This window comes from Paraburkholderia ribeironis (assembly GCF_900019265.1).
Classification (GTDB): Bacteria; Pseudomonadota; Gammaproteobacteria; order Burkholderiales; family Burkholderiaceae; genus Paraburkholderia; species Paraburkholderia ribeironis.
Map to the genome: position 1 here is coordinate 18,795 of NZ_CYGX02000080.1, position 23,032 is coordinate 41,826.

The 23,032-nt window shown below is 64.5% G+C and carries 16 protein-coding genes; 5 read left to right on the forward strand and 11 right to left on the reverse strand.

Features of this window, described 5'->3' with window-relative positions; translation table 11 throughout:
* The first annotated feature begins 13 nt into the window (after nucleotides 1-13).
* Both BN2475_RS28830 and BN2475_RS28835 read left to right on the forward strand, forming a co-directional pair.
* On the forward strand, nucleotides 14-1,018 hold the full coding sequence (locus tag BN2475_RS28830; protein ID WP_094782833.1) for a LysR family transcriptional regulator: 1,005 nt from the start codon (nucleotides 14-16) through the stop codon (nucleotides 1,016-1,018).
* Between the two features lie 236 nt (nucleotides 1,019-1,254).
* Nucleotides 1,255-1,560: a DUF4148 domain-containing protein gene (locus BN2475_RS28835; RefSeq protein ID WP_094782834.1), complete on the forward strand. Its 306-nt coding sequence runs from the start codon at nucleotides 1,255-1,257 to the stop codon at nucleotides 1,558-1,560.
* A 304-nt stretch (nucleotides 1,561-1,864) separates the two neighbouring features.
* Here BN2475_RS28835 and BN2475_RS28840 read toward each other — a convergent pair whose 3' ends face one another.
* From BN2475_RS28840 to BN2475_RS28860, 5 genes are all read right to left on the reverse strand, one after another.
* The gene (locus tag BN2475_RS28840) at nucleotides 1,865-2,938 is read right to left on the reverse strand and encodes a purine-nucleoside phosphorylase (RefSeq protein ID WP_094782863.1); all 1,074 of its coding nucleotides are present in this window, start codon (nucleotides 2,936-2,938) and stop codon (nucleotides 1,865-1,867) included.
* Between the two features lie 235 nt (nucleotides 2,939-3,173).
* Nucleotides 3,174-4,079: a cation diffusion facilitator family transporter gene (locus BN2475_RS28845; protein ID WP_094782835.1), complete on the reverse strand. Its 906-nt coding sequence runs from the start codon at nucleotides 4,077-4,079 to the stop codon at nucleotides 3,174-3,176.
* Between the two features lie 242 nt (nucleotides 4,080-4,321).
* Nucleotides 4,322-9,169, reverse strand: coding sequence for an NAD-glutamate dehydrogenase (locus tag BN2475_RS28850; RefSeq protein WP_094782864.1), 4,848 nt, complete (start codon nucleotides 9,167-9,169; stop codon nucleotides 4,322-4,324).
* A 157-nt stretch (nucleotides 9,170-9,326) separates the two neighbouring features.
* Nucleotides 9,327-10,157: an alpha/beta fold hydrolase gene (locus BN2475_RS28855; protein WP_094782836.1), complete on the reverse strand. Its 831-nt coding sequence runs from the start codon at nucleotides 10,155-10,157 to the stop codon at nucleotides 9,327-9,329.
* Entirely contained in the window at nucleotides 10,154-11,194 is a 1,041-nt protein-coding gene (locus tag BN2475_RS28860; protein ID WP_094782837.1) for a M14 family zinc carboxypeptidase, read from the reverse strand. The genes BN2475_RS28855 and BN2475_RS28860 overlap by 4 nt, the downstream gene beginning before the upstream one ends.
* Nucleotides 11,195-11,603: 409 nt before the next feature.
* Here BN2475_RS28860 and BN2475_RS28865 point away from each other — a divergent pair, with 409 nt between their 5' ends.
* Complete coding sequence (locus BN2475_RS28865; RefSeq protein ID WP_094782838.1) at nucleotides 11,604-12,440, forward strand: DMT family transporter; 837 nt, start codon at nucleotides 11,604-11,606, stop codon at nucleotides 12,438-12,440.
* Between the two features lie 177 nt (nucleotides 12,441-12,617).
* Here BN2475_RS28865 and pdxR read toward each other — a convergent pair whose 3' ends face one another.
* Nucleotides 12,618-14,189 carry a MocR-like pyridoxine biosynthesis transcription factor PdxR gene (gene pdxR / locus BN2475_RS28870; RefSeq protein WP_094782839.1) on the reverse strand — a complete coding sequence of 524 codons (1,572 nt, stop codon included), beginning with the start codon at nucleotides 14,187-14,189 and terminating at the stop codon, nucleotides 12,618-12,620.
* 123 nt (nucleotides 14,190-14,312) lie between these two features.
* Here pdxR and BN2475_RS28875 point away from each other — a divergent pair, with 123 nt between their 5' ends.
* Together BN2475_RS28875 and BN2475_RS28880 are read left to right on the forward strand one after the other, a co-directional pair.
* Complete coding sequence (locus BN2475_RS28875; protein ID WP_094782865.1) at nucleotides 14,313-15,596, forward strand: 4-aminobutyrate--2-oxoglutarate transaminase; 1,284 nt, start codon at nucleotides 14,313-14,315, stop codon at nucleotides 15,594-15,596.
* Between the two features lie 25 nt (nucleotides 15,597-15,621).
* Nucleotides 15,622-17,082: an NAD-dependent succinate-semialdehyde dehydrogenase gene (locus BN2475_RS28880; RefSeq protein ID WP_094782840.1), complete on the forward strand. Its 1,461-nt coding sequence runs from the start codon at nucleotides 15,622-15,624 to the stop codon at nucleotides 17,080-17,082.
* A gap of 178 nt (nucleotides 17,083-17,260) precedes the next feature.
* Here BN2475_RS28880 and BN2475_RS28885 read toward each other — a convergent pair whose 3' ends face one another.
* From BN2475_RS28885 to BN2475_RS28905, 5 genes are all read right to left on the reverse strand, one after another.
* Entirely contained in the window at nucleotides 17,261-18,403 is a 1,143-nt protein-coding gene (locus tag BN2475_RS28885; RefSeq protein ID WP_094782841.1) for a porin, read from the reverse strand.
* Between the two features lie 159 nt (nucleotides 18,404-18,562).
* Nucleotides 18,563-19,774 carry an MFS transporter gene (locus BN2475_RS28890; protein ID WP_094782842.1) on the reverse strand — a complete coding sequence of 404 codons (1,212 nt, stop codon included), beginning with the start codon at nucleotides 19,772-19,774 and terminating at the stop codon, nucleotides 18,563-18,565.
* Between the two features lie 79 nt (nucleotides 19,775-19,853).
* Nucleotides 19,854-20,657 (reverse strand): amidohydrolase family protein, encoded by an 804-nt coding sequence (locus BN2475_RS28895; RefSeq protein WP_094782843.1) that lies wholly within the window; start codon nucleotides 20,655-20,657, stop codon nucleotides 19,854-19,856.
* Nucleotides 20,658-20,715: 58 nt separating this feature from the next.
* Nucleotides 20,716-21,435, reverse strand: a complete 720-nt coding sequence (locus tag BN2475_RS28900) for a maleate cis-trans isomerase family protein (RefSeq protein WP_143325952.1) — start codon at nucleotides 21,433-21,435, stop codon at nucleotides 20,716-20,718.
* A gap of 154 nt (nucleotides 21,436-21,589) precedes the next feature.
* Complete coding sequence (locus BN2475_RS28905) at nucleotides 21,590-23,020, reverse strand: MFS transporter (protein ID WP_159444620.1); 1,431 nt, start codon at nucleotides 23,018-23,020, stop codon at nucleotides 21,590-21,592.
* Nucleotides 23,021-23,032 lie beyond the last annotated feature (12 nt).

Here is a 23,032-nt window from a genome sequence, read left to right on the forward strand (position 1 = left end):
CTGGAGGTTTGCAATGGACCGGCTTCAGGCCATGCAAGTGTTCACGCGTGTCGTCGACACCAACAGCTTTACCCGCGCAGCGGAGACGCTCGATCTGCCGCGTGCATCCGTTACCACGATTATTCAGAACCTCGAAGCGTTCCTCGGCACGCGTCTGATGCATCGGACCACGCGGCGCCTGTCCCTCACGCCGGACGGCGCGGCATACTACGAACGCTGCGTGCGCATTCTCGCGGACGTCGAAGAGACCGAGGCCAGTTTTCAGAGCGGCAATAAAAAGCCGCACGGCAAGCTGCGCATCGACATGCCGGGACCGATCGGCCGCCTGCTGGTGATTCCAGCGCTGTGTGAATTCCATCAACGCTATCCGGACATCGACCTGCAACTCGGCCTGTCGGACCGGCCGGTCGATCTGCTGCAGGAAGGCGTGGATTGCGTGGTACGAGTCGGCGCGCTACAGGATTCCTCGCTGGTGGCGCGACGCATCGGCCTGTTCGAGGGCGTCTCCTGTGCGGCCCCGGACTACATTGCGCGCGCCGGCATGCCGACCTCGCTTGAGGACCTGGACAATCACAAAGCGGTCAATTACTTTTCGAGCCGCACGGGGCGCACGCTCGACTGGGCCTTCCTCGTGGACGGCAAAGAAGTCGAAGTGAAAATGAAGAGCATCGTGTCGGTGAACGACTCGGACGCCTACGTGACGTGCGGACTTGAAGGCTTCGGCCTGATTCAACCGGCGCTCTTCATGGTGCTGCCGCATCTGCAGTCGGGGCAGCTGGTGGAAGTGTTGCCGAAGCTGAAACCTTTGCCGATGCCGATTTCGGTAGTCTATCCACACAGTCGTCATCTGTCGCCCAAAGTCCGTGTTTTCGTAGACTGGATCGCGGAGCTGTTCGACCGTTGCCCATTGCTGAGCGGACGTGGCAGTCTCGACGCGACGTGCACGAAGCGCACCTTCGAAGAACGCGAGTCGGCGCCGATGCTCGACACGCCTGTGATCAGCGAATGGATCGCGTGAACGATGGAAATCTGAGGGGAGTTGAAGTACAGAATCTGGAACAGTGAATTTCAGCCGCGGCGCTAGTGCCGCGGTTGCCCGCGCAGTTGCGGGGTTTGCAAGGTCAGTACCGCGATTGTTCTGCAATCACGACTATTCATTTCACAAAAGTGCGATTTATCCGCACTGCCTTCACGCCTACATTTCACCCTGTTGCAGCGCGGCTCGCGCTGTCAATGAATCGACAGGAGTGAATCATGAAACGCAATCTCATCGCAGGTCTGGCTCTTTCGTTACTCGCAAGCGCACCGGTGTTTGCGCAAGGCGGTGGCGGCATCGGCCGAGCCGGCACCTATCAAACGCAACCCGCACCGACGACGACTGCAAAAACGCGTGCTGAAGTCAACGCGGAACTGGTCGCCGCGTATCGCGACGGATCGCTGCCGGCGCTGAATCGCACGACGTATCCGAACAAAGGCCTGATCGGCCAAACGCAAGCGGCGCGCATCGCGTTGCAGGAAGGCGCCAACGGCGACGTGACACGCGTTGCTAATGGACAGTAAAACGGACAGTAAATCGGCCAATGAGTCGGCCAGCAAAACCGCCAGTTAAAGGCGAAGGCACCGCAATGATTAGTTTTCCATAAGACATGATCGTTGCGGCGTCATCCCCGCACTCTTCGAAAAGGAGCACATCATGACACCATCCGAACTGGACCAATGGGACACCGACACGCCGGTGTGGACGCCGTACCGCGCGCCGCAACATTGAGCGCCGTGAGTAGTCTGCAGCTGGCGGTATCTGTCGTAAATGTGCCCGCGGTATTGCTCCGCGAGCACATTTCATTTCGGTTGAAATGGCTTGCCGTTACCGTTTGGGCACGCCTGCGCGCCACTCGCTCCAATGCATGACGATATCCTGTACCAGCGGATTGCCGGAGCGGAACAGGTTCTCGATAGCAATTGTGAAGCCGCCCTGCGCCGCGTAGTTGAGCAGATTGTCCGCGCTCGTCTGGCCATCGTAGGGCCGGTCGAAATCGGAACCCGCACGCAGCACCGCAACGCGATTCAGATCGACCTTATGCACCGACGCGGCACGCTTGAGCGCCTCGTACGTGGCGTTGTCCTCCTGCTGCGTCGTGCAGTAAACGCCTCTGCCGTCCGTCAGAATCTTGGTCCAATCGCGCGCCCGCTGACCGAGCAGCGTGCCCGACCACCAGGTGTCGCCGGCCAGCGTATCGCATTGAATGACTGTGGGCGGACGATTCGCCGGCGCATAGGAGTACTTGGCCCGCGCAGCCTGAGCCTGCGCGTTATCGGAGAGCGCGACGCTACGCGACAATGCAAATGCCGTATCGGCGAGTTGCGTGTTCAACTGGAACACCTCGGTGCGGTAGTCGAGCGGCGGCTTGGCCGAAGGGCTCGTCGTGTTGATGCCCAGATAGCCCGTATTCCAGCCAGCCGGAATCTCGCGCCCGTCGATTTCCCACTGAATACCGAAGTCGACCAGATACTTCGCCCACGCGGCCGATCCTAGCGTGCCCTGCTGCGGATCGATCCCGGCAATCCCGGCGACCATGAAATAGGTGTGCCGCAAATCGAAACGCGGCGAGAAGGTCAGCGCCATGATCGAGGCCGCCGCGTTGCTGTGGCCCATGCCGGTGGTCATCACGCAAACATCCTGCTTGTTGCAATGAACGCTCGGGTAGTCGGGCGACAAACCATCCACGGCAATGTCGCGCCACGGGCCAAGCCGGTCGAGCCACACCTGGCCCTCGGGGCCGAACATCGAGATGATCATCACCTTGACGGGCTGGCCATGCGAGCCAGCGTCGCCTTGCGAGAAGCCGTCGTTGTCGTCCGCGCTGGCCGGTCCCGACGAAAAAGCCGCGCACGCCGCGAGTGCAAAGGCGCAGAACGCGCCGAGTGAGCGAGTCAGCATCATGATCTTCCTTATTTGCTTATGATGCAGATTGGGAGAGAGTGCCGTTTTCAAGCCGAAAGAAGTATAGATGCGAAGAAATTATTTGCCACTACGTAATGTGCAATTTCCCGCATGACCACTGTCGCCAGGCGCAATGACCGGATGCGCGTCGTGACGATGCGCAACTACGTGAATCCGCGCTATTGCGAGAAAGAGCGCGCGGCCTCAAACAACTTCCAGGCGCCGCGCTCACTCACGCGCGTGGAACTTCCGGTTCGAAAAACACCCAGCGCACCTGCGGAAAGGCGGCCTGCAAATCGGCTTCGATCACATTGATCGCTTCGACCATCGCGCGGCCGCTCGCGTAGTCGATCATTTCCGCCTGCACCGCCACTACCACGTGACGCCCCCATTGCAGCGTGATCATGTTGATGATGCTGCGAATCTCGGCGCGCCCGCGCAGATGCGCTTCGATCGCGTGGCGCACTTCCGGGCTCGCCGATTCGCCGACGATCATCGACTTCACTTCGCGCGCCACCAGCCACGAGATCAGCATCAGCAGAAAGCCCACGCCGACGGAGCCCAGCGCGTCATAGACGGGATTGCCGGTGATCATCGTCAGCAGCACCGCGACGAACGCGATGGCGAGACCCGCCAATGCGGCGATGTCCTCGCCTGCCACGACCAGCAGTTCTGACTCGCGCGTCTCCCTGAACCAGCTCCACATGCTTTTGTCGGGATGCGTCTTGCGGATTTCCTTGACCGCGCCCCACAACGACAGCGCTTCGAGCACCACCGACACCCCGAGCACGGCCAACGCGACAAACGCGAACTGCAGCGGCTCACGCGCGAACAGACGGTGCACGCCCTCGTACACGGAAAACGCGCCGCCGACAAAAAACAGCAGCAACGCGACGAGCAGCGAATAGAAATTGATTTCGCGTCCGCTACCCATCGGATGCAGCGTGCTCGCCGGCTTGCGCGCCTGGCGCAGCCCGAATAGCAATAGCAGTTGATTGCCGCAGTCGGCGGTGGAGTGAATGGCTTCGGCGAACATCGAGCCGGAGCCGGTGAAGGCCGCCGCCGCGAACTTGCAGATGGCGATGCCGAGGTTGGCAGCGAGCGCGTAGAAAATGGCTTTCGGCGATTCTTCTTTCATCGTCGGGAGGGCGTCCGTGAGGATTGCAGAGAGCTTTCGGTTGGCGAGAAACCGCATTATGAACATGCGGGGCGCGCTGCGTCCAACCGCGACGTTGTACGCCTCGTCATGCTGAGCATGCTCATGCTCACCCAGCGCTCACCCACAGCTCACTCGCCGCTCGCCTGCGCCCGTCACGCGTGCCAAGCGTGCGATGGGGACCATTGCGATACATACCGCTTATGCCGCCGCACGCTCCGCAACTAGGCCCGCTCGAGCGCCGCCATCTCGCGCACGATCACCAGCAGCATCGACAGGCTCGCGCCGCCCGTCGCGCGCAGATCCGCCAACAGGCGCGCGTAGCGTTCCAGTTGCGCGCCGCGCCGCTCCCGCCATGTCTGCACCAGCGCCTCCGGCGTCGCTGCATCGTCCGCGCCGGCGAGTGCGCTCGTGGTCAGCGCTCGTTTGAGTCGCGCAAGTTCGGCCAGCGCCGTGGCGCGCGCCAGCATGTCCCAGTGCGAGGGCGCGGGCAACGCGGCCGCGCGTTCGCTGATCCACCCGTAGTTGAGCAGCGTGCCGAGCGCGAAATAGACGCCCGCCACGAGTTCAAGGCTGCGCGCGCAGGTCGATGCCACCTCGCCAATGTCGAGCAATGCGGCGGAGATCTCGCCGCTCGCGATCCGCACCGCCAGCTCGCCATCCACACCCGCGTCGACAAGCACGCGTCGCCGCTCGGACAACGCTTCGAGGTCCGCCGCCGGCAACAGCGCAGGCCATTGCGGCGCAAGACGTTGCGCCGCGTCGCGACAACGCGCGAGCAGATCGGTCACGTCGCCGTCGACCGTGCCCGATTGCAGATGCCGCAGGAACCACAGCGCCGAGCGCTCGACGAGCCGCGCGACCTCGACGAACATGCGCGCCTGCACATCATCGGCGACACGGTTGTCGAGCGCGTCGATGCTGCGCCAGACATCGTCGAGATCGAACACGTCGCGCGCCATGATGCAGGCGCGCACGATGTCGCCGGGCTGGGCATCGGTTTCTTCCATCAGCCGGTGCACGAACTCGCAGCCGACGCGGTTCACCAATGCGTTGGTCAGATGCGTCGCGAGGATTTCACGACGCAACGGGTGACGCTGCATCGGCTCGCTGAAGCGCTGCCGCAGCGGCTTCGGGAAATACTCGACCAGCATGTCGGCGACGAGCGGGTCTTCCGGCATCGACGATTCGAGCAGCGCGTCGTACAGCCACATCTTGCTATAGGCGAGCAGCACCGAACGCTCGGGCGTAGTGAGGCCCTGTTTCGCCGCAAGTCGTTCGGCGACTTCCTCGTCGGTCGGCAGGAACTCGATCACACGATTCAGGCGCCCCGCGCGTTCGAGGTAATGCATCAGACGCGCCTCGGCATCGAGCAGTTCGACGCCGTAGCGGCCCGCAATCGACAGCGCCTGGGTCTGATAGTAGTTGTCCTGCAACACGAGCAGGCCAACCTCGTCGGTCATTTCGGCAAGCAGCGCATTGCGCTGTTTTTCGGTCATCTCGCCATCGGCGACGACGAGGCCCAACAGAATCTTGATGTTGACCTCGTGGTCCGAGCAGTCGACCCCCGCGGAATTGTCGATTGCATCGGTATTGATGCGCCCGCCGCGCTGCGCGAACTCGATGCGCCCGTGTTGCGTCAGACCGAGATTGCCGCCCTCGGCCACCACCTTGCAGCGCAGATCCGCGCCGTTGACGCGGATCGCGTCGTTCGCGCGGTCGCCCACCTGCAGATGCGTTTCGCGGCTCGCCTTCACGTAGGTGCCGATGCCACCGTTATAAAGCAGATCGACCGGCGCCTGCAGGATCGCGCGCATCAGTTCCGCGGGCGCAAGCGCCGGCGCACTGATGCCGAGCGCCGACTGCACGGCCGGCGACAGCGGAATCGTCTTGGCGCTGCGCGCAAATACGCCGCCGCCCGCCGAGATCAGCGACGGGTCGTAATCGGCCCAGCTCGACCGGTCGAGCTGGAAGAGCCGCGTGCGTTCGGCAAGACTGGCCGCCGGATCGGGATTCGGATCGAGAAAGATATGCCGGTGATCGAATGCGGCCACCAGTTTGATATGCGGCGACAAGAGCATGCCGTTGCCGAACACATCGCCCGACATATCGCCGATGCCGACCACCGTGAAGTCCATGGTCTGCGTATCCACGCCCATTTCGCGGAAGTGCCGCTTGACCGACTCCCATGCGCCGCGTGCGGTGATTGCCATCTTCTTGTGGTCGTAGCCGACCGAGCCGCCCGATGCAAACGCGTCGTCGAGCCAGAAGCGATATTCCTGCGAGATCGCGTTCGCGTAGTCGGAGAAGGTCGCCGTGCCTTTGTCGGCGGCGACCACCAGATACGGGTCGTCGGGGTCGTGGCGCACCACGTCGGGCGGCGGCACGATCGCCGTGCCGGCCAGGTTGTCGGTCAGATCGAGCAGGCCGCGCAGGAACGTCTGGTAGCACGCAACGCCTTCGCGCATCCATGCATCGCGCTCGGCTGGCGGCGGCGGATTTTTCACGACGAAGCCGCCCTTGGACCCGACCGGCACGATCACCACGTTCTTCACCATCTGCGCCTTCATCAGGCCGAGCACTTCCGTGCGGAAGTCCTCGCGCCGATCCGACCAGCGCAATCCGCCGCGCGCCACGCGACCGCCGCGCAGATGCACGCCTTCCACGCGCGGCGAATACACCCAGATCTCGAACATCGGTTTCGGTTCGGGCAAACCTGGCACCTGCGCCGGATCGAACTTGAACGCCAGGTACGGTTTCGGCTGTCCATCGGCGTCGAAGCGATAGTAGTTGGTCCGCCTGGTGGCCTTGATGACCCCGAGAAACTGCCGCAATATCCGGTCCTCGTCGAGGTTCGGCACCTGATCGAGCGCGCTGTCGATCGTCTTCAACAAGTTCTCGACGCGTGCCTCGCGCGTGTCGCCCAACACCGGATCGAAGCTCGCGATGAACAGCTCGACCAGCATCCGCGCGATGGCCGGGTTGCCAGTGACCGCGCGCTCGATATACGCGTCGCTGAAGGTCGAGCCGACCTGCCGCAGGTACTTCGCATACGCCCGCAAGATCGTCACCTCGCGCGCATTCAATTGCGCGCGCAACACGAGACGATTGAAATCGTCGCTTTCGATCGCGCCCGTCCACACCTGCTCGAAGGCCTCTTCGAACAGATCCTTGACGCGCTCGATGTCGAACTCCGCGTCGTCGGCAAGTTCGAGGCCGAAGTCGTGAATCCACGCCGGGGTCGCGCTCACCGCCTCGATCAGATACGGACGTTCTTCATCGACGCGCACGCCCAGATGTTCGAGCATCGGCAAGCTGCGGGACAACGCGATCGGCAAGCCCGCGCGATACACCTTGAAGCGGAACGCACGCGGGCTCGCTTCGATCGGGCGGTACAGGTTCATCGCGAGCCGCTCGGTGCCCTGCACCCGTTCGATCAGTTCGATATCGCGCACCGCAGTGCGGGCAGGATAGTCGTCCCGATAGCCGGCCGGAAACGAATCCACGTAGTGTTGCAGCAGCCGGTTGCCATGCTCTTCACCATAGGCGTCGAGCAGCGCGTCGGCGAGATCGTCCTGCCAGCGCCGCGCGACCTGCACGAGCCGCGCCTCCAGTTCGCGCGTATCGACGCGGGGCATGCCGCCTGGCTTCGCATGCACGACGAAGTGAATCCGCGCAAGCGTCGACTCCGAAAGCAGCGGCGTGAATTCGACGCTCGCGCCGTTGAACGCATCGGCCAGCAACGTAGCCACGCGCTGCCGCAGATCGGTGTTGTACTTGTCGCGCGGCACGAACACGAGGCACGACACGAAGCGGTCGAAGCGATCGCGCCGCACGAACAGACGCGTGCGCTGATGCTCCTGCAAACGCAGCACACCGAGCGCGATGTCGTACAGCTGATCTTCGTCGGCCTGAAACAGCTCGTCGCGCGGATAGGTTTCGAGCACCGTCACCAGCGATTTCGCCAGATGACCTTTTGGCAGGAAACCGGCCCGCCTCACGATATTTGCGCATTTGCGCCGCACGAGCGGAATTTCCGCCGCCGACACGAAATAGGCCGTGGACGTATACAGGCCGATGAAGCGCCGCTCGCCGGTCACCTTGCCGTCCGCGCCGGTCAGCTTGATGCCGACGTAGTCGAGATAGCCAGGTCGATGCACGGTGGCCCGCGAATTGGCCTTGGTCAGAAAGATCGGCGACGCGCTGGTGATGATCTCGGCGGCGGCCGGCGGCAAGGCCGTGACTTCGGTGGCGGCGGCGGTGCCGCCGGTCCGCCGCGCATCGCGCAGAATGCCGAAGCCGGAGCCGGGCACCGCGCGCAGGCCGTAGCCGCTGTCGTGCTGCACCAGTTCGTAGTCGCGCTGGCCGAGAAAGGTGAAATGATCGGCCACCAACCATTCGAGAAACGCACGCGCTTCGAGTCCATCCGGGCTCGCCTCGCCGGCCTTCATGCCTTTGATCGTCGCGCGTGCGAGCTCGATGATCTTCGGCCAGTCCTCGACGGCCGCTCGCACGTCGCCCAGCACTCTGGCGATATCGTCACGCAGCGCGTCGAGCTTCGCGGCATCGCCGCAACGGTCCACTTCGAAGTGGATGCACGAGGTCAGTTGCGAGCGCGTGTCGCCGGCTTCCTCGGCGCCCAGGCTGACCCGCGCGATGCCACCGTCCGCGCCGCGCCAGATGCGAAACACCGGATGCACGACCGAATGCAACGCGAGCCCCTGGCGGTTCACCGCCATCGACACCGAATCGACGAGGAACGGCATGTCGTCATTGACGATCTCAACCACGGTGTGATCGGAATGCCAGCCATGCTGCTCGAGGATCGGGTTGTAGACGCGCAGCCGTTCGGCGCCGGGTACGAAGCGCTGCGCGGTTTGCCAGTGCGCGAGCGCCGCGCCGTACAGGTCGGCGATCGCGCGGCTTTGCAGATCGTCGGCGTCGACGAAATCGTAGTAGTGCCGCAGAAACGGTTCGACGATGTTGAAGGTCGGCTCGGGCAGCCGTCCCCGCGCAAATTCGACGACATCGTTCAGCAAGTGCGTGACGGCTTCCTCGTTCTTTGCTTGCATGATCAACTCCCTCGGCTAGCGGCAATGGCGAGTGTGGCGTGATTGGCATGCATCGTCTGAACGGGATTATGCGCCTGCCGCTCCGCATGCGAGCAAGCACCGCTGTCAGGTTATACCCGCTGACGGGTCGCGATGCTGCAGTTGCGCTGTGAGCTGCCTACAGGGTGGTTCTGGGCGCGGGCGCTGGCGTTTGCCGCTGTTGTTGCGGCTGGGTTTGCGTGTGATCGTGGTCTTGATGTTGCACCTGCTCGATCCATGCGCGGACTTGCGCCGCAGTCCACGCCGGATCGTCGTGCGGCAGGTCGTGCCCGGCCCACGGATGCTCGCGATGCGCCGCGCCCCACGCCGCCGCGAGCTTCACCGAACACACCGGGTCGACCAGCCGGTCGGCGCGCGAGGAGAGCACCAGCAGCGCGCAGCGTGGCGCGGCGGCGGCGGCGGTAAAGCGCGCCGCGGCCCACAGTTGGCACAACGCATTGGCGCGGCTCACCGGCGCGCTGCGGCGGATCTCGCTCCACGCGGCGAGATCCGCGCCCAGTGTTTTGACGCGCTGGCACGTCAGCCGATGAATGCCGCGCTCGACACGCGGCGCGTTGCTCCAATGCGCGGCGAGCGCCAGCAGGCCCGGCCACGCCGACGGACGCAAGCGCTCGCGCATGCGGCTGAACGGCCGCATGCTGGTATTGATCAGCACGAGCCGTTCGATCTCGCCGGGATACCGTTGCGCCCAGTCGGTCGCCACCATGCCGCCGAGCGACATCGCCAGCACCCGGTACGGCCCGGCCACGCCCGTTTGCAAAACAGCATCGCGCACGAAGCCGACCATCCCGGCGACCGTGAACGGCGCGCGCACGTGTGCGAACTTGCCGTTACCCGGCAGATCGATCAGCAGCACAGCGCCGCCGCACGCGTCGCGCAGCATATCGGGCAAGCGGCCCCAGTGGCGGGTTTCGCGCGTGAGGCCGCGCAGCAGAATCCATGTGCTCATGAGCTGCCCGATTTATACCAATGGTCGATCGCGCTGCGCAGCAATTGCTCGCGGCGATTGCCTTGCGGCAGCCAGCGCTGCGACGAAAAAGCCGCACGCGCCAAAAAGTCGAGCAGGTTCGCGTGACGTCGCAACACGCGTTCGGTGCGATGCGCCATGACCGGATTGAACATGCCCTGACGCGAAAACAGCTGGCGCGGATTCTTCTTGATCCACAGCCACGAGCCGAGTTCGAGTGTCATTGGCAGAAAGATGTTGGGTGGCGGAGTGTGGTCGTACGCGAAGTCCCACAGGTCGCCATGCGCCAGATACTGATGGCTCTGCGGTTCGAACGTATAGCCATGATGGGGATGCGCGTTTTCAAACATGCATTTGAGCAGGTACATCTCCGCCAGATGCGGCATTCGCTTGCGGGTTCGCGCGTACGGAAACCAGATGCTGTCGCTCCAGCCGTAACCGGAGTGGCAATCGAGCGCGATGCTCAACGGCCGCGACGCCAGCTGGGTTTCGACCACCTGCAGCAAGGCGGCGGCTTCCGGCTCCATCGGCTCGCCCTCGCGGCCGCGATACCACGGCAGCCACGCGCCGACGCGTTGACCGCCTGCGAGCAGCGGCACGCGCCCGTCAGCGTCCTGCGGCGCGTTGCGCATCAGATCGACGCCGTGCGGATTGGCGCGCTTGGCTGCCCACATCCCGCCTGGATTGACGATCGGCACGAACAGGAGGCGAATCGACTGCAATTGGCGCACCAGCAGTTCGTCCCATTCAAGTCTCGCGAGCAGCGCGCGCATGTAGTCGAGCACGAGTTGCGAACCGATCCGTTCGAGCCCATGAATGCCGCCGAAAAAACCGATTGCCGGCGCGAGCGGATCGGTCGACCCGATGCTCGCGGTGTAAATGTCAAATCGCCGACCGCGCACCGTGGTCTCGCAGACGGTCTGGATTTCGAAGCTCGCGCTGCCCTGGTCGAGGATCGACTTGAGATCTTCGTACTCCGCAAAGCTGTCGGGAAGGAAGCTCAAGAAAGCGGGTTGCATGACGGCGTCGCAAAGAGCACGGTTATTGGGGACGGCACATGGGATGACGCAATATAGCCTGGCTGCGCGATCATGCATACGCGACGGATCGCAGTGCGAATCGCGTCATCACAACGTCATTTTATGTTCCAGCAAATGACTTCGATCTGCCTTCGTGGCGACGCAAAAAAGTCACATGAAGATATAGTCGTCCAGACGTTGCAATGACTTCACTCAACCGTCACAGACGCTTCATGGAATGAGCCCCACGCACGCCCAGCCCCCCGCTTCTCCTCGGCCGCACAGCGCCCCTTTTCTCCACACAAAGCCCCTTCGCTTTAGTCATCCACTGCGCCGCTGCGGCGTTCTGCTGGAATAATCACGGGCTTGCGGCCGGCCCGGCCTTTTTTCCTCCTCTGCGCGGTCGTCGATGGAAACCTTTGTCGTCCTGCTGGTGTTGCTCTCGGCACTGCTTCACGCCACGTGGAACGCGTTTTTGCATCTATCCGAAGACCGCGTCTGGCTGCTCGGCATGATGGCGATTCCCTATATCGCGGTCAGCGCGGTCGGCGTGCTCGTGCTGCCGATGCCCGCGCCGGCTGCATGGCCGTACATCCTCGCGTCGGTGGTGCTGGAATTCGGCTACCTGCTGGCGCTGATCCGAGCGTACAAAAGCGGCGACTTCGGCCAGATCTATCCGATTGCGCGCGGTCTTTCGCCGATGCTCGTGTTCGTCGGCGCGCTGGTGTTCGCCGGCGAGACGCTCAAGCCGCCTGCGGCGATCGGCGTGGCGCTGGTGTCCCTCGGCATCGTCTCGCTGGCGTTTCGCCGCGGCATGCGTTTTTCCGGCGAGAGCGTGCCCTTCGCACTGCTGACTGGCCTGTTCATCGCCGCGTATTCGGTGGTCGACGGAATCGGCGCGCGCCTGGCCGGCAACGGGCTGAGCTACATCATGTGGGTCTACCTGATCTGGAACATCCCGCAGTTCCTGCTCGCGTGGCATTGGCGCGGCGGCGCGAAGGGGCTTTTCATCGGCCGCACGGTGGTGATGAAGGGCATCGCGTCGGGCGTGCTCGCGCTTACCGCGTATTGTCTCGTCATCGTGGCATTCCGCTATCTGCCGATTGCGATGGTCTCGGCGCTGCGCGAATTGAGCTCGATTTTCGCGGTGCTGATCGGCTGGCTGATCATGCGCGAGACGCTGACCGCGCGGCGCATCGTGGCATGCGCGCTGGTCACGCTGGGGGCGGTGCTGATCCGGATTTGAGGCCGATCGCGCACGGCGTCGGGGGGCTGTGAAGCGAGGCTGTGGAGCGATCTCGAAGCCACCTTGAAGCCACCTGCGAAGCGAGCCAAACCAGCTTCGATGCCGCGTTTCCAGGCCACCTTCGAGACCGCGTGCAATCCCACCTCAAGCCTGCGCGTGCGCCCACCCTGCGCTCGCTCACGCGAATTGCGGCAGCGTCGCGTCGATCGCGTCGGCGAGCGTGGCGAAGGCCGGCGCGATCTCCTCGTCAGGCACGCACGCGTAGCCGATCAGCAAGCCCGACGGCGCCAGCGACGGCTGCGCGTAATACCCCGACAACGGCCGCACGATGATGTTGCGCTCCAGCGCGGCCGCGGCCACCAGCCGGTCGTCGCTACCGTCGGGCAACTGCATCACCAGATGCAGGCCGGCATCGCCACCCACGGCGGGCAACGCGTCGCCGTAACGTTGCGATGCGGCGTCGAGCAAGGTCTGACGACGCTGCCCGTACAGCGTGCGCATCTTGCGAATATGCGACGTGAAATGCCCCTCGGTGATGAACTCCGCGAGCATCGCCTGCTGTAGCAGCTGACCTTCGCGATACAACTCGGCGCTCGCGGTCGCAAAGCTCTCCGCCAGCGCTTCCGGCACGACGAGATAGCCGATGCGCAAACCCGGAAACAGCGTCTTGCCGAAGCTGCCCACGTAGATCACCTGGCCCGCCGTATCCAGACCTTGCAGCGACGCGAGCGGCCGGCTGCCGTAACGGAATTCGCTGTCGTAGTCGTCCTCGATGATCCAGCACTGGTTCTGGCGCGCGTACTCGAGCAGCATGCGGCGCCGTGCGAGGCTCATCACCATGCCGAGCGGATATTGATGCGACGGCGTGACGAGCATCAGCTTCGGCGGCTGCGCGAGATCGTCGGCTGACGGCGCGATGCCTTCGACATCGACGGCGATCGGCCGCGATTGCAGGCCGGACACATGCAGCACGCTGCGCACGCCCCAGTAGCACGGGTCCTCGGTCCAGATCACATCGCCCGGATCGGACAGCAGGCGCACGGCGAGGTCGACCGACTGATGAATCCCCGTGGTCACGATGATCTGCCCGGGCGTGCAGCGCACCGAGCGCGAGGTGCGCAGATAGTCGGCCAGCGCGTGGCGCAGCGCGGGCAGCCCACCGCCCGGCGCGTAAGTAAGCAGGTCCGGGCGCAGCCGCCGCCAGTACTTGTTATGCAGGCGGCTCCAGACGCGCGCCGGAAACTTCGTGACGTCCGGCACGCCCGGCATGAACGCGCCCCACTGCCGCTTGGACACGCCCGCGCCCGCGATCAGCCGCGAGCCGCGTGCGGACAGCGCGCGGCTCGCCTGCGGCGGTAACGCTGACGACGTCGAACCGGAAACCGCGTGCAGCGCGCCCGCCAGGTCCTCGCCCCGCGCATCGCAAATTGACGCGTCGCCACTGTGCGCACTGCCGTCAAGCGCTCCGACGATCTCATCCGGCGCGCTGTCGGCGACGAACGTGCCGCGCCCGGTCGCCGAACTCACATAGCCTTCCAGCACCAGCTGTTCGTACACCTGCGTGACCGTATTGCGCCCGATGCCCAACTCCTGCGCCAGCAAACGCGACGACGGCACCTTGGTGCCCGCCGGCAATTCGCGCGACAGGATCGCCTGCTGCAACAGCCGATGCAACTGGCGATAGATCGGCTGGCCGTTGCCCCGATCGAGGCGCTGCGCCAGCCAGTCGGACAGAACGCTCGTGCGCATGATTGGCTCCTACATTTTTATTGAAATGGCTCTGAAGTTAAGAGCCAAATCTCATTATAGTCGCAGCATGTGCCGCGTCTTGGGCGTGGCGTCCGCTGAAAACCGGGAGCGATGGAGATGACCATGAAGAATGCCGAACTGAAGAGCCGCAAGGACGCCGCCACGCCGCGCGGCGTCGGTGTGATGTGCGATTTCTACGCCGAGCGCGCCGAGAACGCGGAGCTGTGGGACATCGAGGGCCGCCGGTTCATCGACTTCGCCGCGGGGATCGCGGTGTGCAACACGGGCCACCGTCATCCGAAGATCGTGGCGGCGATCCGCGACCAGCTCGATCACTTCACCCACACCGCGTACCAGATCGTGCCGTACGCGTCGTACGTGGAGCTGGCCGAGAAGATCAACCAGCGTGCGCCCGGCGACCATCCGAAGAAGACCGCCTTCTTCACGACCGGCGCGGAAGCCGTCGAAAACGCGATCAAGATCGCCCGCGCCGCGACCGGCCGTCCGGGCGTGATCGCGTTTACCGGCGCGTTCCATGGCCGCACGCTGATGGGCATGGCGCTGACCGGCAAGGTCGCGCCGTACAAGAGCGGCTTCGGTCCGTTCCCGTCCGACGTGTTCCATGCGCCGTTCCCGAATCCGCTGCATGGCGTGACGACCGCCGATTCGTTGAAGGCCATCGAATTCCTGTTCAAGGCCGACATCGATCCGAAGCGCGTGGCCGCGATCATTTTCGAACCGGTTCAAGGCGAAGGCGGGTTCTATCCGGCGCCGGCCGAGTTCGTGCGCGCGTTGCGCAAGCTGTGCAACGAGCACGGCATCCTGTTGATCGCCGACGAAGTGCAGACGGGTTTCGCGCGCACCGGCAAGTTGTTCGCGATGCAGCACTACGACGTCGTGCCCGATCTGATGACGATGGCCAAGAGCCTCGCGGGCGGCATGCCGCTGTCGGGCGTGGTCGGCCGTGCCGACGTGATGGATGCCGCGGCGCCGGGCGGCCTCGGCGGCACCTATGCCGGCAATCCGCTGGCGCTGGCGGCCGCGCATGCGGTGCTCGACATCATCGACGAAGAGCGGCTGTGCGAGCGCGCCAACGTGCTCGGCGAGCGCGTCAAGGCAAAGCTCGCCGCGCTGCAACGCGAGGTACCGCAGATCGCGGACGTGCGCGGACCGGGCGCCATGGTGGCGGTCGAATTCTGCAAACCGGGCGGCACGGAGCCGGACGCGGAATTTACGAAACGCGTGCAGGCGCGCGCACTCGAACGCGGCTTGCTGCTGCTCGTGTGCGGCGTCTACTCGAACGTCGTGCGCTTCCTGTTCCCGCTCACGATTCAGGACACCGTGTTCGACGAAGCGCTGGCGATTCTCGAAGACGTGTTGAAGGAAAGCGTTGCGGTAGCGGTTTGACAGCACTCCTGACGGTGAACCACAGATGACTACCTTGAACCTGAAAGACCCGACTCTTCTGCAGACGCTCGCCTACCTCGCGGGCGAGTGGCAAGGCGCCGACAACGGCGCGACATTCGCGGTCAACGACCCGTCCAGCGGCGCAACCATCGCAACGGTGCCGCTGATGGGCACGGCGGAAACCCGCCGCGCGATCGACGCGGCCAACGCCGCATGGCCCGCGTGGCGCGCCACCACCGCCAAACAGCGCGCGACGATCCTGCGCAAATGGCACGACCTGATGCTCGAGAACGCCGACGATCTGGCGCGCATCCTGACCACCGAGCAAGGCAAGCCGCTCGCCGAAGCGAAAGGCGAAATCCTGTACGCCGCGTCGTTCCTCGAATGGTTCGCGGAAGAAGGCAAGCGCGTGAACGGCGACACGATTCCCACGCCGGCCAGCGACAAACGCATCGTCGTGACGAAGGAACCGGTCGGCGTGTGCGCGGCCATCACGCCGTGGAACTTCCCCGCCGCGATGATCACCCGCAAGGTCGGCCCGGCGCTGGCGGCAGGCTGCCCGATCATCGTCAAGCCGGCCGAGGCCACGCCGTTGTCGGCGCTCGCGCTCGCCGTGCTGGCCGAACGCGCCGGCGTGCCGCGCGGCGTGTTCAACGTCGTGACCGGCGAGCCGAAAGCGATTGGCGCGGAACTGACCGGCAACCCGGTGGTGCGCAAACTGTCGTTCACCGGCTCGACGCCGGTCGGGCGTCTGCTGATGGCGCAGTGCGCGCCGACGGTGAAAAAGGTTTCGCTCGAACTGGGCGGCAACGCGCCGTTCATCGTGTTCGACGATGCGGATCTGGATGCCGCGGTGGCGGGCGCGATCGCGTCGAAGTATCGCAACAGCGGGCAGACCTGCGTGTGCACGAACCGCTTCTACGTGCACGATAAAGTCTACGACGCGTTCGCCGAAAAACTGCGCGCCGCCGTCGAGCAACTGACGGTAGGCCGCGGGACCGAGGAAGGTGTCACGCAAGGTCCGCTGATCAACGAAGCCGCCGTGCTGAAGGTCGAATCGCATATCGAGGACGCGCTCACGAAAGGCGCGCGCATCGTCACCGGCGGCCGGCGCCACGCGCTCGGTCACGGCTTCTTCGAGCCGACCGTGCTCGCCGACGTCACGCCGGCGATGAAGGTCGCCCGCGACGAAACCTTCGGGCCGCTCGCGCCGCTGTTCCGCTTCTCATCGGACGATGAAGTGATCCGCTTTGCCAACGACACCGAGTTCGGCCTCGCGGCGTATTTCTACAGCCGCGATATCGGCCGCGTCTGGCGCGTCGCCGAAGCGCTCGAATACGGGATGGTCGGCATCAACACCGGCCTCATTTCGAACGAGGTGGCGCCGTTCGGTGGCGTCAAGCAGTCGGGCCTCGGCCGCGAAGGCTCGCATTACGGTATCGACGACTACGTGGTCATCAAGTACATGTGTGTCGGCGGGGTGTAGATGCAAGCGTGGCGTTGCGGATGGGCGAGCCAGGTGGGCCGGGGCGCAGCGCTTGTCGATTTGCCCGCCGACTCACCCACCGACTAGCCCGTCGAGTTGGCACGGCAGCGCGGCAACGGATCGACGTTGCCGCCGCTTTCATCGCCAAGGCCGGCGAGGCGGGCCAATCCCAGCCAGCTTAGAACCGATGCCGGATGCCCGCCTGCACCAGCGCCTGCGATTGGCCGCTCGACGCCTGGGTGGTGTAGATCTGCGCAAACGCGCCGGGGCCGCTGGCGCGCTGGTAGATGCCAGTGAGGAACAGATCGGTGCGCTTGGACAGCAGGTAGTCGGTCGCCAGCGTCACCTGGTTGTAGTGCGGTGAACGGCCGCCGGAATAATCGCCAGCCGTGTACACGTACGAAATGCCGACCAGCCACGCAGGCGTAAAGCGCTTATAAACGCCCACTTCGCCGTTTTGCAGCCTGAGTCCCGACGAATCCGAGTAGTTGAACAGTACGTTCGTATAACTCGCGAGCATGTTGAAGATGCCGAAGTCATAGCTCGCCCCCACCCCGATGATGCGCTGCTGGTCCGTACCCGCTCCTGTCGGGCTGAGCACGAACGGCGAGCTGAAACCCCACCCCGTGCTATCGACCGCGCCGCTCGTCAGGTTCGACGGTATCGCGTTGCTGCGCCGGTTGAACTGCGTGAAGGCCACGCCGAGCTTCAACGGACCGCTCGCATAGTTCGCGCTGCCGCTGAAGCCGTTGTTGTTCGAGAACTGCGTCGAGTTCGAGAATGCGTAGCTGCCGGCGAAGGTCAGTCCCGAGAAAGTGGGCGACACGTACCGAACCGAGTTGTTGAACCGGTTGGTGAAGAACATGTTGTCGTTATCGCCGATGTGCGCGCCGAAGCCTGCGAACAGATTGGCGGACTCGGCCCACCAGAGGCTCGCCGTCATCTCCTCGTATTGACGGCCAGCGGTGAGCGTACCGTAGCGCTGATTGGTCAGGCCGACGAATGCCTGCCGCCCGAACATGCCGCCGAGCTGCGCGCCGTTGATGATCGAAAAGCCATTCTCCAGCGTGAAGATCGCGTGTGTTCCGCCGCCGAGATCTTCGTCGCCGCGCAGCCCCCAACGCGGCGGCATCATCCCGCCGTTGGCGAGGGCGATCAGGTGCGAGCCCTTCACATTGCTCACGTATTCGATACCGGTGGAAATGATCCCGTACAACGTGACGCTGCTCTGTGCCTGCGCGCAACCGATACCCGCCGTGCCCAGCGCGGCGCACAGCCCCGCACGCCCTGCCGCCTTTCGTGCCAGCCTCCAAAACCTCATGACGTCTCCTTGATTAGTATCACTAATTTTTATTGACTATCCAACGCATTGAATCTGATACACCGCCCCGTTCGGTTTGCGGGCTGCCGGTCGGTCCTCGTTATCCGGCTGAGCGGATCGCGGCGCGCGACCGGCAACGCGCGCCGCTCTGCACTGCGGTCAATTCGGTTCCAGCGCCTGAGCCGAACCATGCTGCCGCTCGTCGAGACTTTCCGGGCGGCCCCAGCCGAGAATCGGTGCGAGCTGCAACACCACGGCGATCACCACCAGACCGACCCGAACCATCCAGCCGCCTTCATAGAAGCTCGCGAAGATCGCCGGCGGTCCGAGCAGCACGCCGAGATAGGTGGCTTGTGCGACCAGACCGCTGGTCGCGCCCATGCTGCCGATGCTCGGCGACGACGACGGCACCAGCGTCCAGATGTACCCGTTGACCGTACCGATGCCCAGCGAAAACACGCAGACCGCGACGATCGCTCCAACGAGTTCGACCGCCGGCAGATACAGTGCGACGCCGCCGCACAGCATCACGATGCCGCCGACGATCGCGAGCCGCCCGCCGCGTACGCCGGCTTTCAGCAGATGGCCGACGCTCAGGCAACCGCAGGCGACGAACACTTCGGCCAGCGTGCCGATGCCTGCCGCCGCCGGAATCGCAATCGCGTAGCGCCGCGACAGGTAGACCGTCAGGGCCGCCATGATACCGGTCTGGATGAACGCGGACGCGCCCGAGGCCAGCGCCACGCGATACGGCCGCGGGCTTTTCAGCACGAACCAGATGTCGGCGAGCCGGCGGCTTTGCAGGTTGGCCTGTTTGGCCGGCAGCAGGATCACCGCGCAGGCGAGCAGCGCCATCAGGATCGCGTGTCCGCCGAACGCCCAGCGCCACAGTTCACCGTGCTGCGCGAGCGGCGCGACGATGCTCAGCGTGAGCCCGATGCCGACCGCCGTATGCGAGGTCCACAGCCCCAGCGCGATACTGCGCCGCGCGCCGCTGGTGGTGCGCATGATCAGCGTCACCGCGCCGACCGTCAGCGACAGATACCCCACGCCCTGCAGCAGCCGGCCCACGAACAGCGTCGTCACATCGTGCGCGCCGACGACCACCAGGTTACCGACCAGCGCGAACAGCGAGCCGCCGAAAATGACCCGCTTGTCGCCGATCCGGTCGACGAGCCAGCCGCCGAACAACGCCGCGATCGCGGTGATCAGCGACGGAATGGAGATCACCCAGCCGGCGCTCGCGTGAGACAGCTCGAAGTACTTCGCGATGTCGCCGATGACGGGAACCGACTGCGTCACCAGCGAGGTCGCGACGGTTCCGTAGATGTAAAGCAGAATGATGCACGGCCAGCTGCCTGGGGAAAGCATGGTTGTCTCCTGGAGATTGGTCTGTTTTTTTAATTATGCTTTTATCAAATTCGCATCTGCCAGACTAGCCACGCTAGCCCTACCCCCATTCGAGCAGCCGGCACAGATTGCCGCCCATGATGAGTTCGCGATCCGCGGCCGACAGCCATGACAAGGTCTCGCTAAAGTGCGTCACGCACTGGCGGTACGGATGGTGCAGCCGCGACAGCTCGCTCGCCCACACGATCCGCCCGGCGCCGAACGCCTCGAACACGCGCCGCAGCGTGCCGTCGAGCGAACGGAACGGGTACGGGTCGAGCGCGTAATCGCCGACGCCGGCCGCCTTCACGTGCACGTTCGAATGCTCGGCCAGCGCGAGCAACGCGGGCAGATGATCGAACGCGCCTGGACCCGATGCGCCGCGCGGCACGCCAAGGTGATCGACGATGATCTTCAGGCGCGGATGACGCCGCGCGAGAGCGTCGACGACGTGCAGCGCATTCGGCACCAGCAGCGCCACTACGAGGCCGGTTTCTTCGGCGATCGGCCAAAGCCGGTCCAGCTCGCCATCGATGAGCGGCGCGAGCCGCTCCTTCGTGTTGAACAGAAAGCGGATGCCGCGCATGTTCGGTTGGTCGCGCCATCCGCGCAGCAGCCGGCCGGCGTTGTCGAGCCGGCTGTCGAGCAGGCCCATCACTGCGAAGCGCTGCGGCTCGGCCTCGGCGAGCGCGAGCGAATACGCGTTGCCGTCGGGGTCCCACAGCGGCGGCACGAGCAGCGTGCGGTCGACCCCGGCCTGTGTCATTTCCGCCTTGAGGACGTCACCGGTAATCGGCGTGCGTCGATGGTGCCCGGTCGATACACCGTTGGACCAGGCATGGACTTGTGCGTCTACGATCGGCATGGAAGTTCGTTATCGGATTGTCGTGGAGGTCGGATAAGACTGGTTGGCGGCAGCGGCTTCACTGGCCCTGGAACAAGCGGCCGGCGCCGCGAATTTCGCCGCGCCAGCCTACCGCGCCGAGCACCGACCAGAGCATCGCCTGATTGCTCGTGACGACCGGCAGGTCCAGCGCGCGCTCCAGTTCATCGGCGGCTTCGAACGCGCGCACATTCGCGCATGACAGCAGCACCGCCCGCGTGTCGCCGTCGATCTGCTGACGCACCACCTGCGCGATCTCGGCCGGTTCCATCTGCGCGGCCACCTTCGCATCGGTGAAGCCCAGCGACACGGTGCGCAATACGTCGAAACCCGAGTCGATCAGCGACTGCCGCTCCACGCGCGAGAATTCGTCGCTGAACGGGCAGACGTGCAGAATGCTATTGGCTTGCAGCGCGTGAAGCGCCTGCTTGATCGCCACCATCGTATTGGTCGACGGGATCGCGAGTGCTTCCGCCATGCGTTGCGCGAGCCGCGCGTCGCAGTCCTTGCCATTCGCGACGCTCGCGCCCGTACAGTTGAATGCGATCGCGTCGGGCGACAGGTCTTTCAGATAGCCAGCCTCGTCGATTGCTTCGAGGTACGCCCGCGTGAGACTGTCCATCGTCACGCGCCCCGCTTCCTTGCGCAGACGGATGCGATGCACGTGATACGACACGTCGTCGGGGCAATAGGTGCGGAAGTCGTCCTCTGCAATGGTGTTCAACGACGGGACAATCATCCCCACGCGCAATTTTCTCATCAGGTCCTCACGCTTCCGTTCTGTTCTCTTTTGCTCTGCTTGGTCTGCTTGGTCCGCTTCGGCCGGGCTGGCGTAGTGTTTCGGGCGCCGCGCCGGTTGTTGAAGCCAGTCTATGGGCTTGCGCTTTGCAAGCCCAATCGAAAAACTGCCGGGGTCATCCGTTTTTGCTGTACTCGGGCGTCGGGTCCGCCGCACGCGACGCGTCCCCGCTGTGATCCATCGACTCGAGCGCCTTGCCGCGTGCTTCGATGCCGATCGTCAGATACGTGATGCCGCACATCAGCAGACACAACGCAAGGAACTGAAACGCGGGGACGATCACCGTGACGGTGGCCCATGGCATCACGACGTTGCTCGAGCCAGCAGTCAACGCGAGACCGAGCGGCCCGAGAATTTTGCCCACCGAGCCGGCGAGACCGGCGTAGCCCGAGCCGGTGCCACGCAGCCGCGACGGCCAGATCTCCGTCGAATACGCGGCGCAAACCGAAAAGCTGCCGTCGGCGAAGATGAACGCGAGCAGCAACGGCACCCAGAACAACGAAGGCGTCAACAGATCGCCGTGGCCGATATAACCCGCTGCCAGCAGCGCGGCGGCGGCCACGATCGCGAAGTAGCCACCGGTCTTGCGACGGCCGATGCGGTCCGCGAGTGCGGCGGCTGACAGCCGCGACAGCATCCCGAGCAGGCTGAAGCCGATCATCGTTTTCGCCGCGGTCGCGGGCGAGAATTGCTGGATTTGCGCAAGCAGCGTCGGCGCCCATAGCACGATGCCGTAGTACCCGGCGATGAGTCCGACGTTGATCAACGTGGCCGTGATCACGCTGCGCGGACAGCGCAGCAGTTCGAACCAGCCGCGCGAGGCAACCGGTTGCGGCGCGTCGATCGGCGCGTCGATCGGCGCATCGAACGACGCCCTGCCGAGCGCCCAGGCGATCGAGCGGCGCGCATCGGCGTCGCGTCCTTGCAGGCTGAGCCAGCGCGGCGACTCCGGGATGCACACCGCGCCGATCAACGCGATCACGGCGGGCGCCGCGCCCAACGCGAAGGTCCAGCGCCAGCCAATCGCGGGGATCACGTAAGCGCCGCTAAACGCACCGAGGAACAGGCCGCCCGTCGTGATCGCCGAAACGACGCCGGTCAGCATGCCGCGCCGCCGCGGCGGCGTGAACTCGTGGACCAGCGCGATCTGGATGAAATAGCCCGCCGTGCAGAAGCCAATCACGACGCGCAGCACCGCCATGTAGATCCAGCCGCCTTCCGGCGTGAACGCGAGGCCCACGCTGGCCGCGGCGAGCAGCAATAGCGAGATCACGAACACTGGCTTGCGGCCGAATCGATCGGCCATGCTGCCCCACACCACGCCACCGACGATCGCGCCCGCACCCGACGACAGCAGCACCGCGCCCATGATTCCGTATGTCAGCCCCCACGGTTTGATCAGGTACGCCATGATGAAACCGATCAGATACGCGTCCCAGAACTCCAGCATGCTGCCCACGCCGACCAGTCCCAGCAGAAGCCGCTGGTTGCCGGACAAGCGTGTCTGTTCCTGAAAGGGGCTACGCCCACTATTGAGTTGAAGCATGGTTGTCTCCGT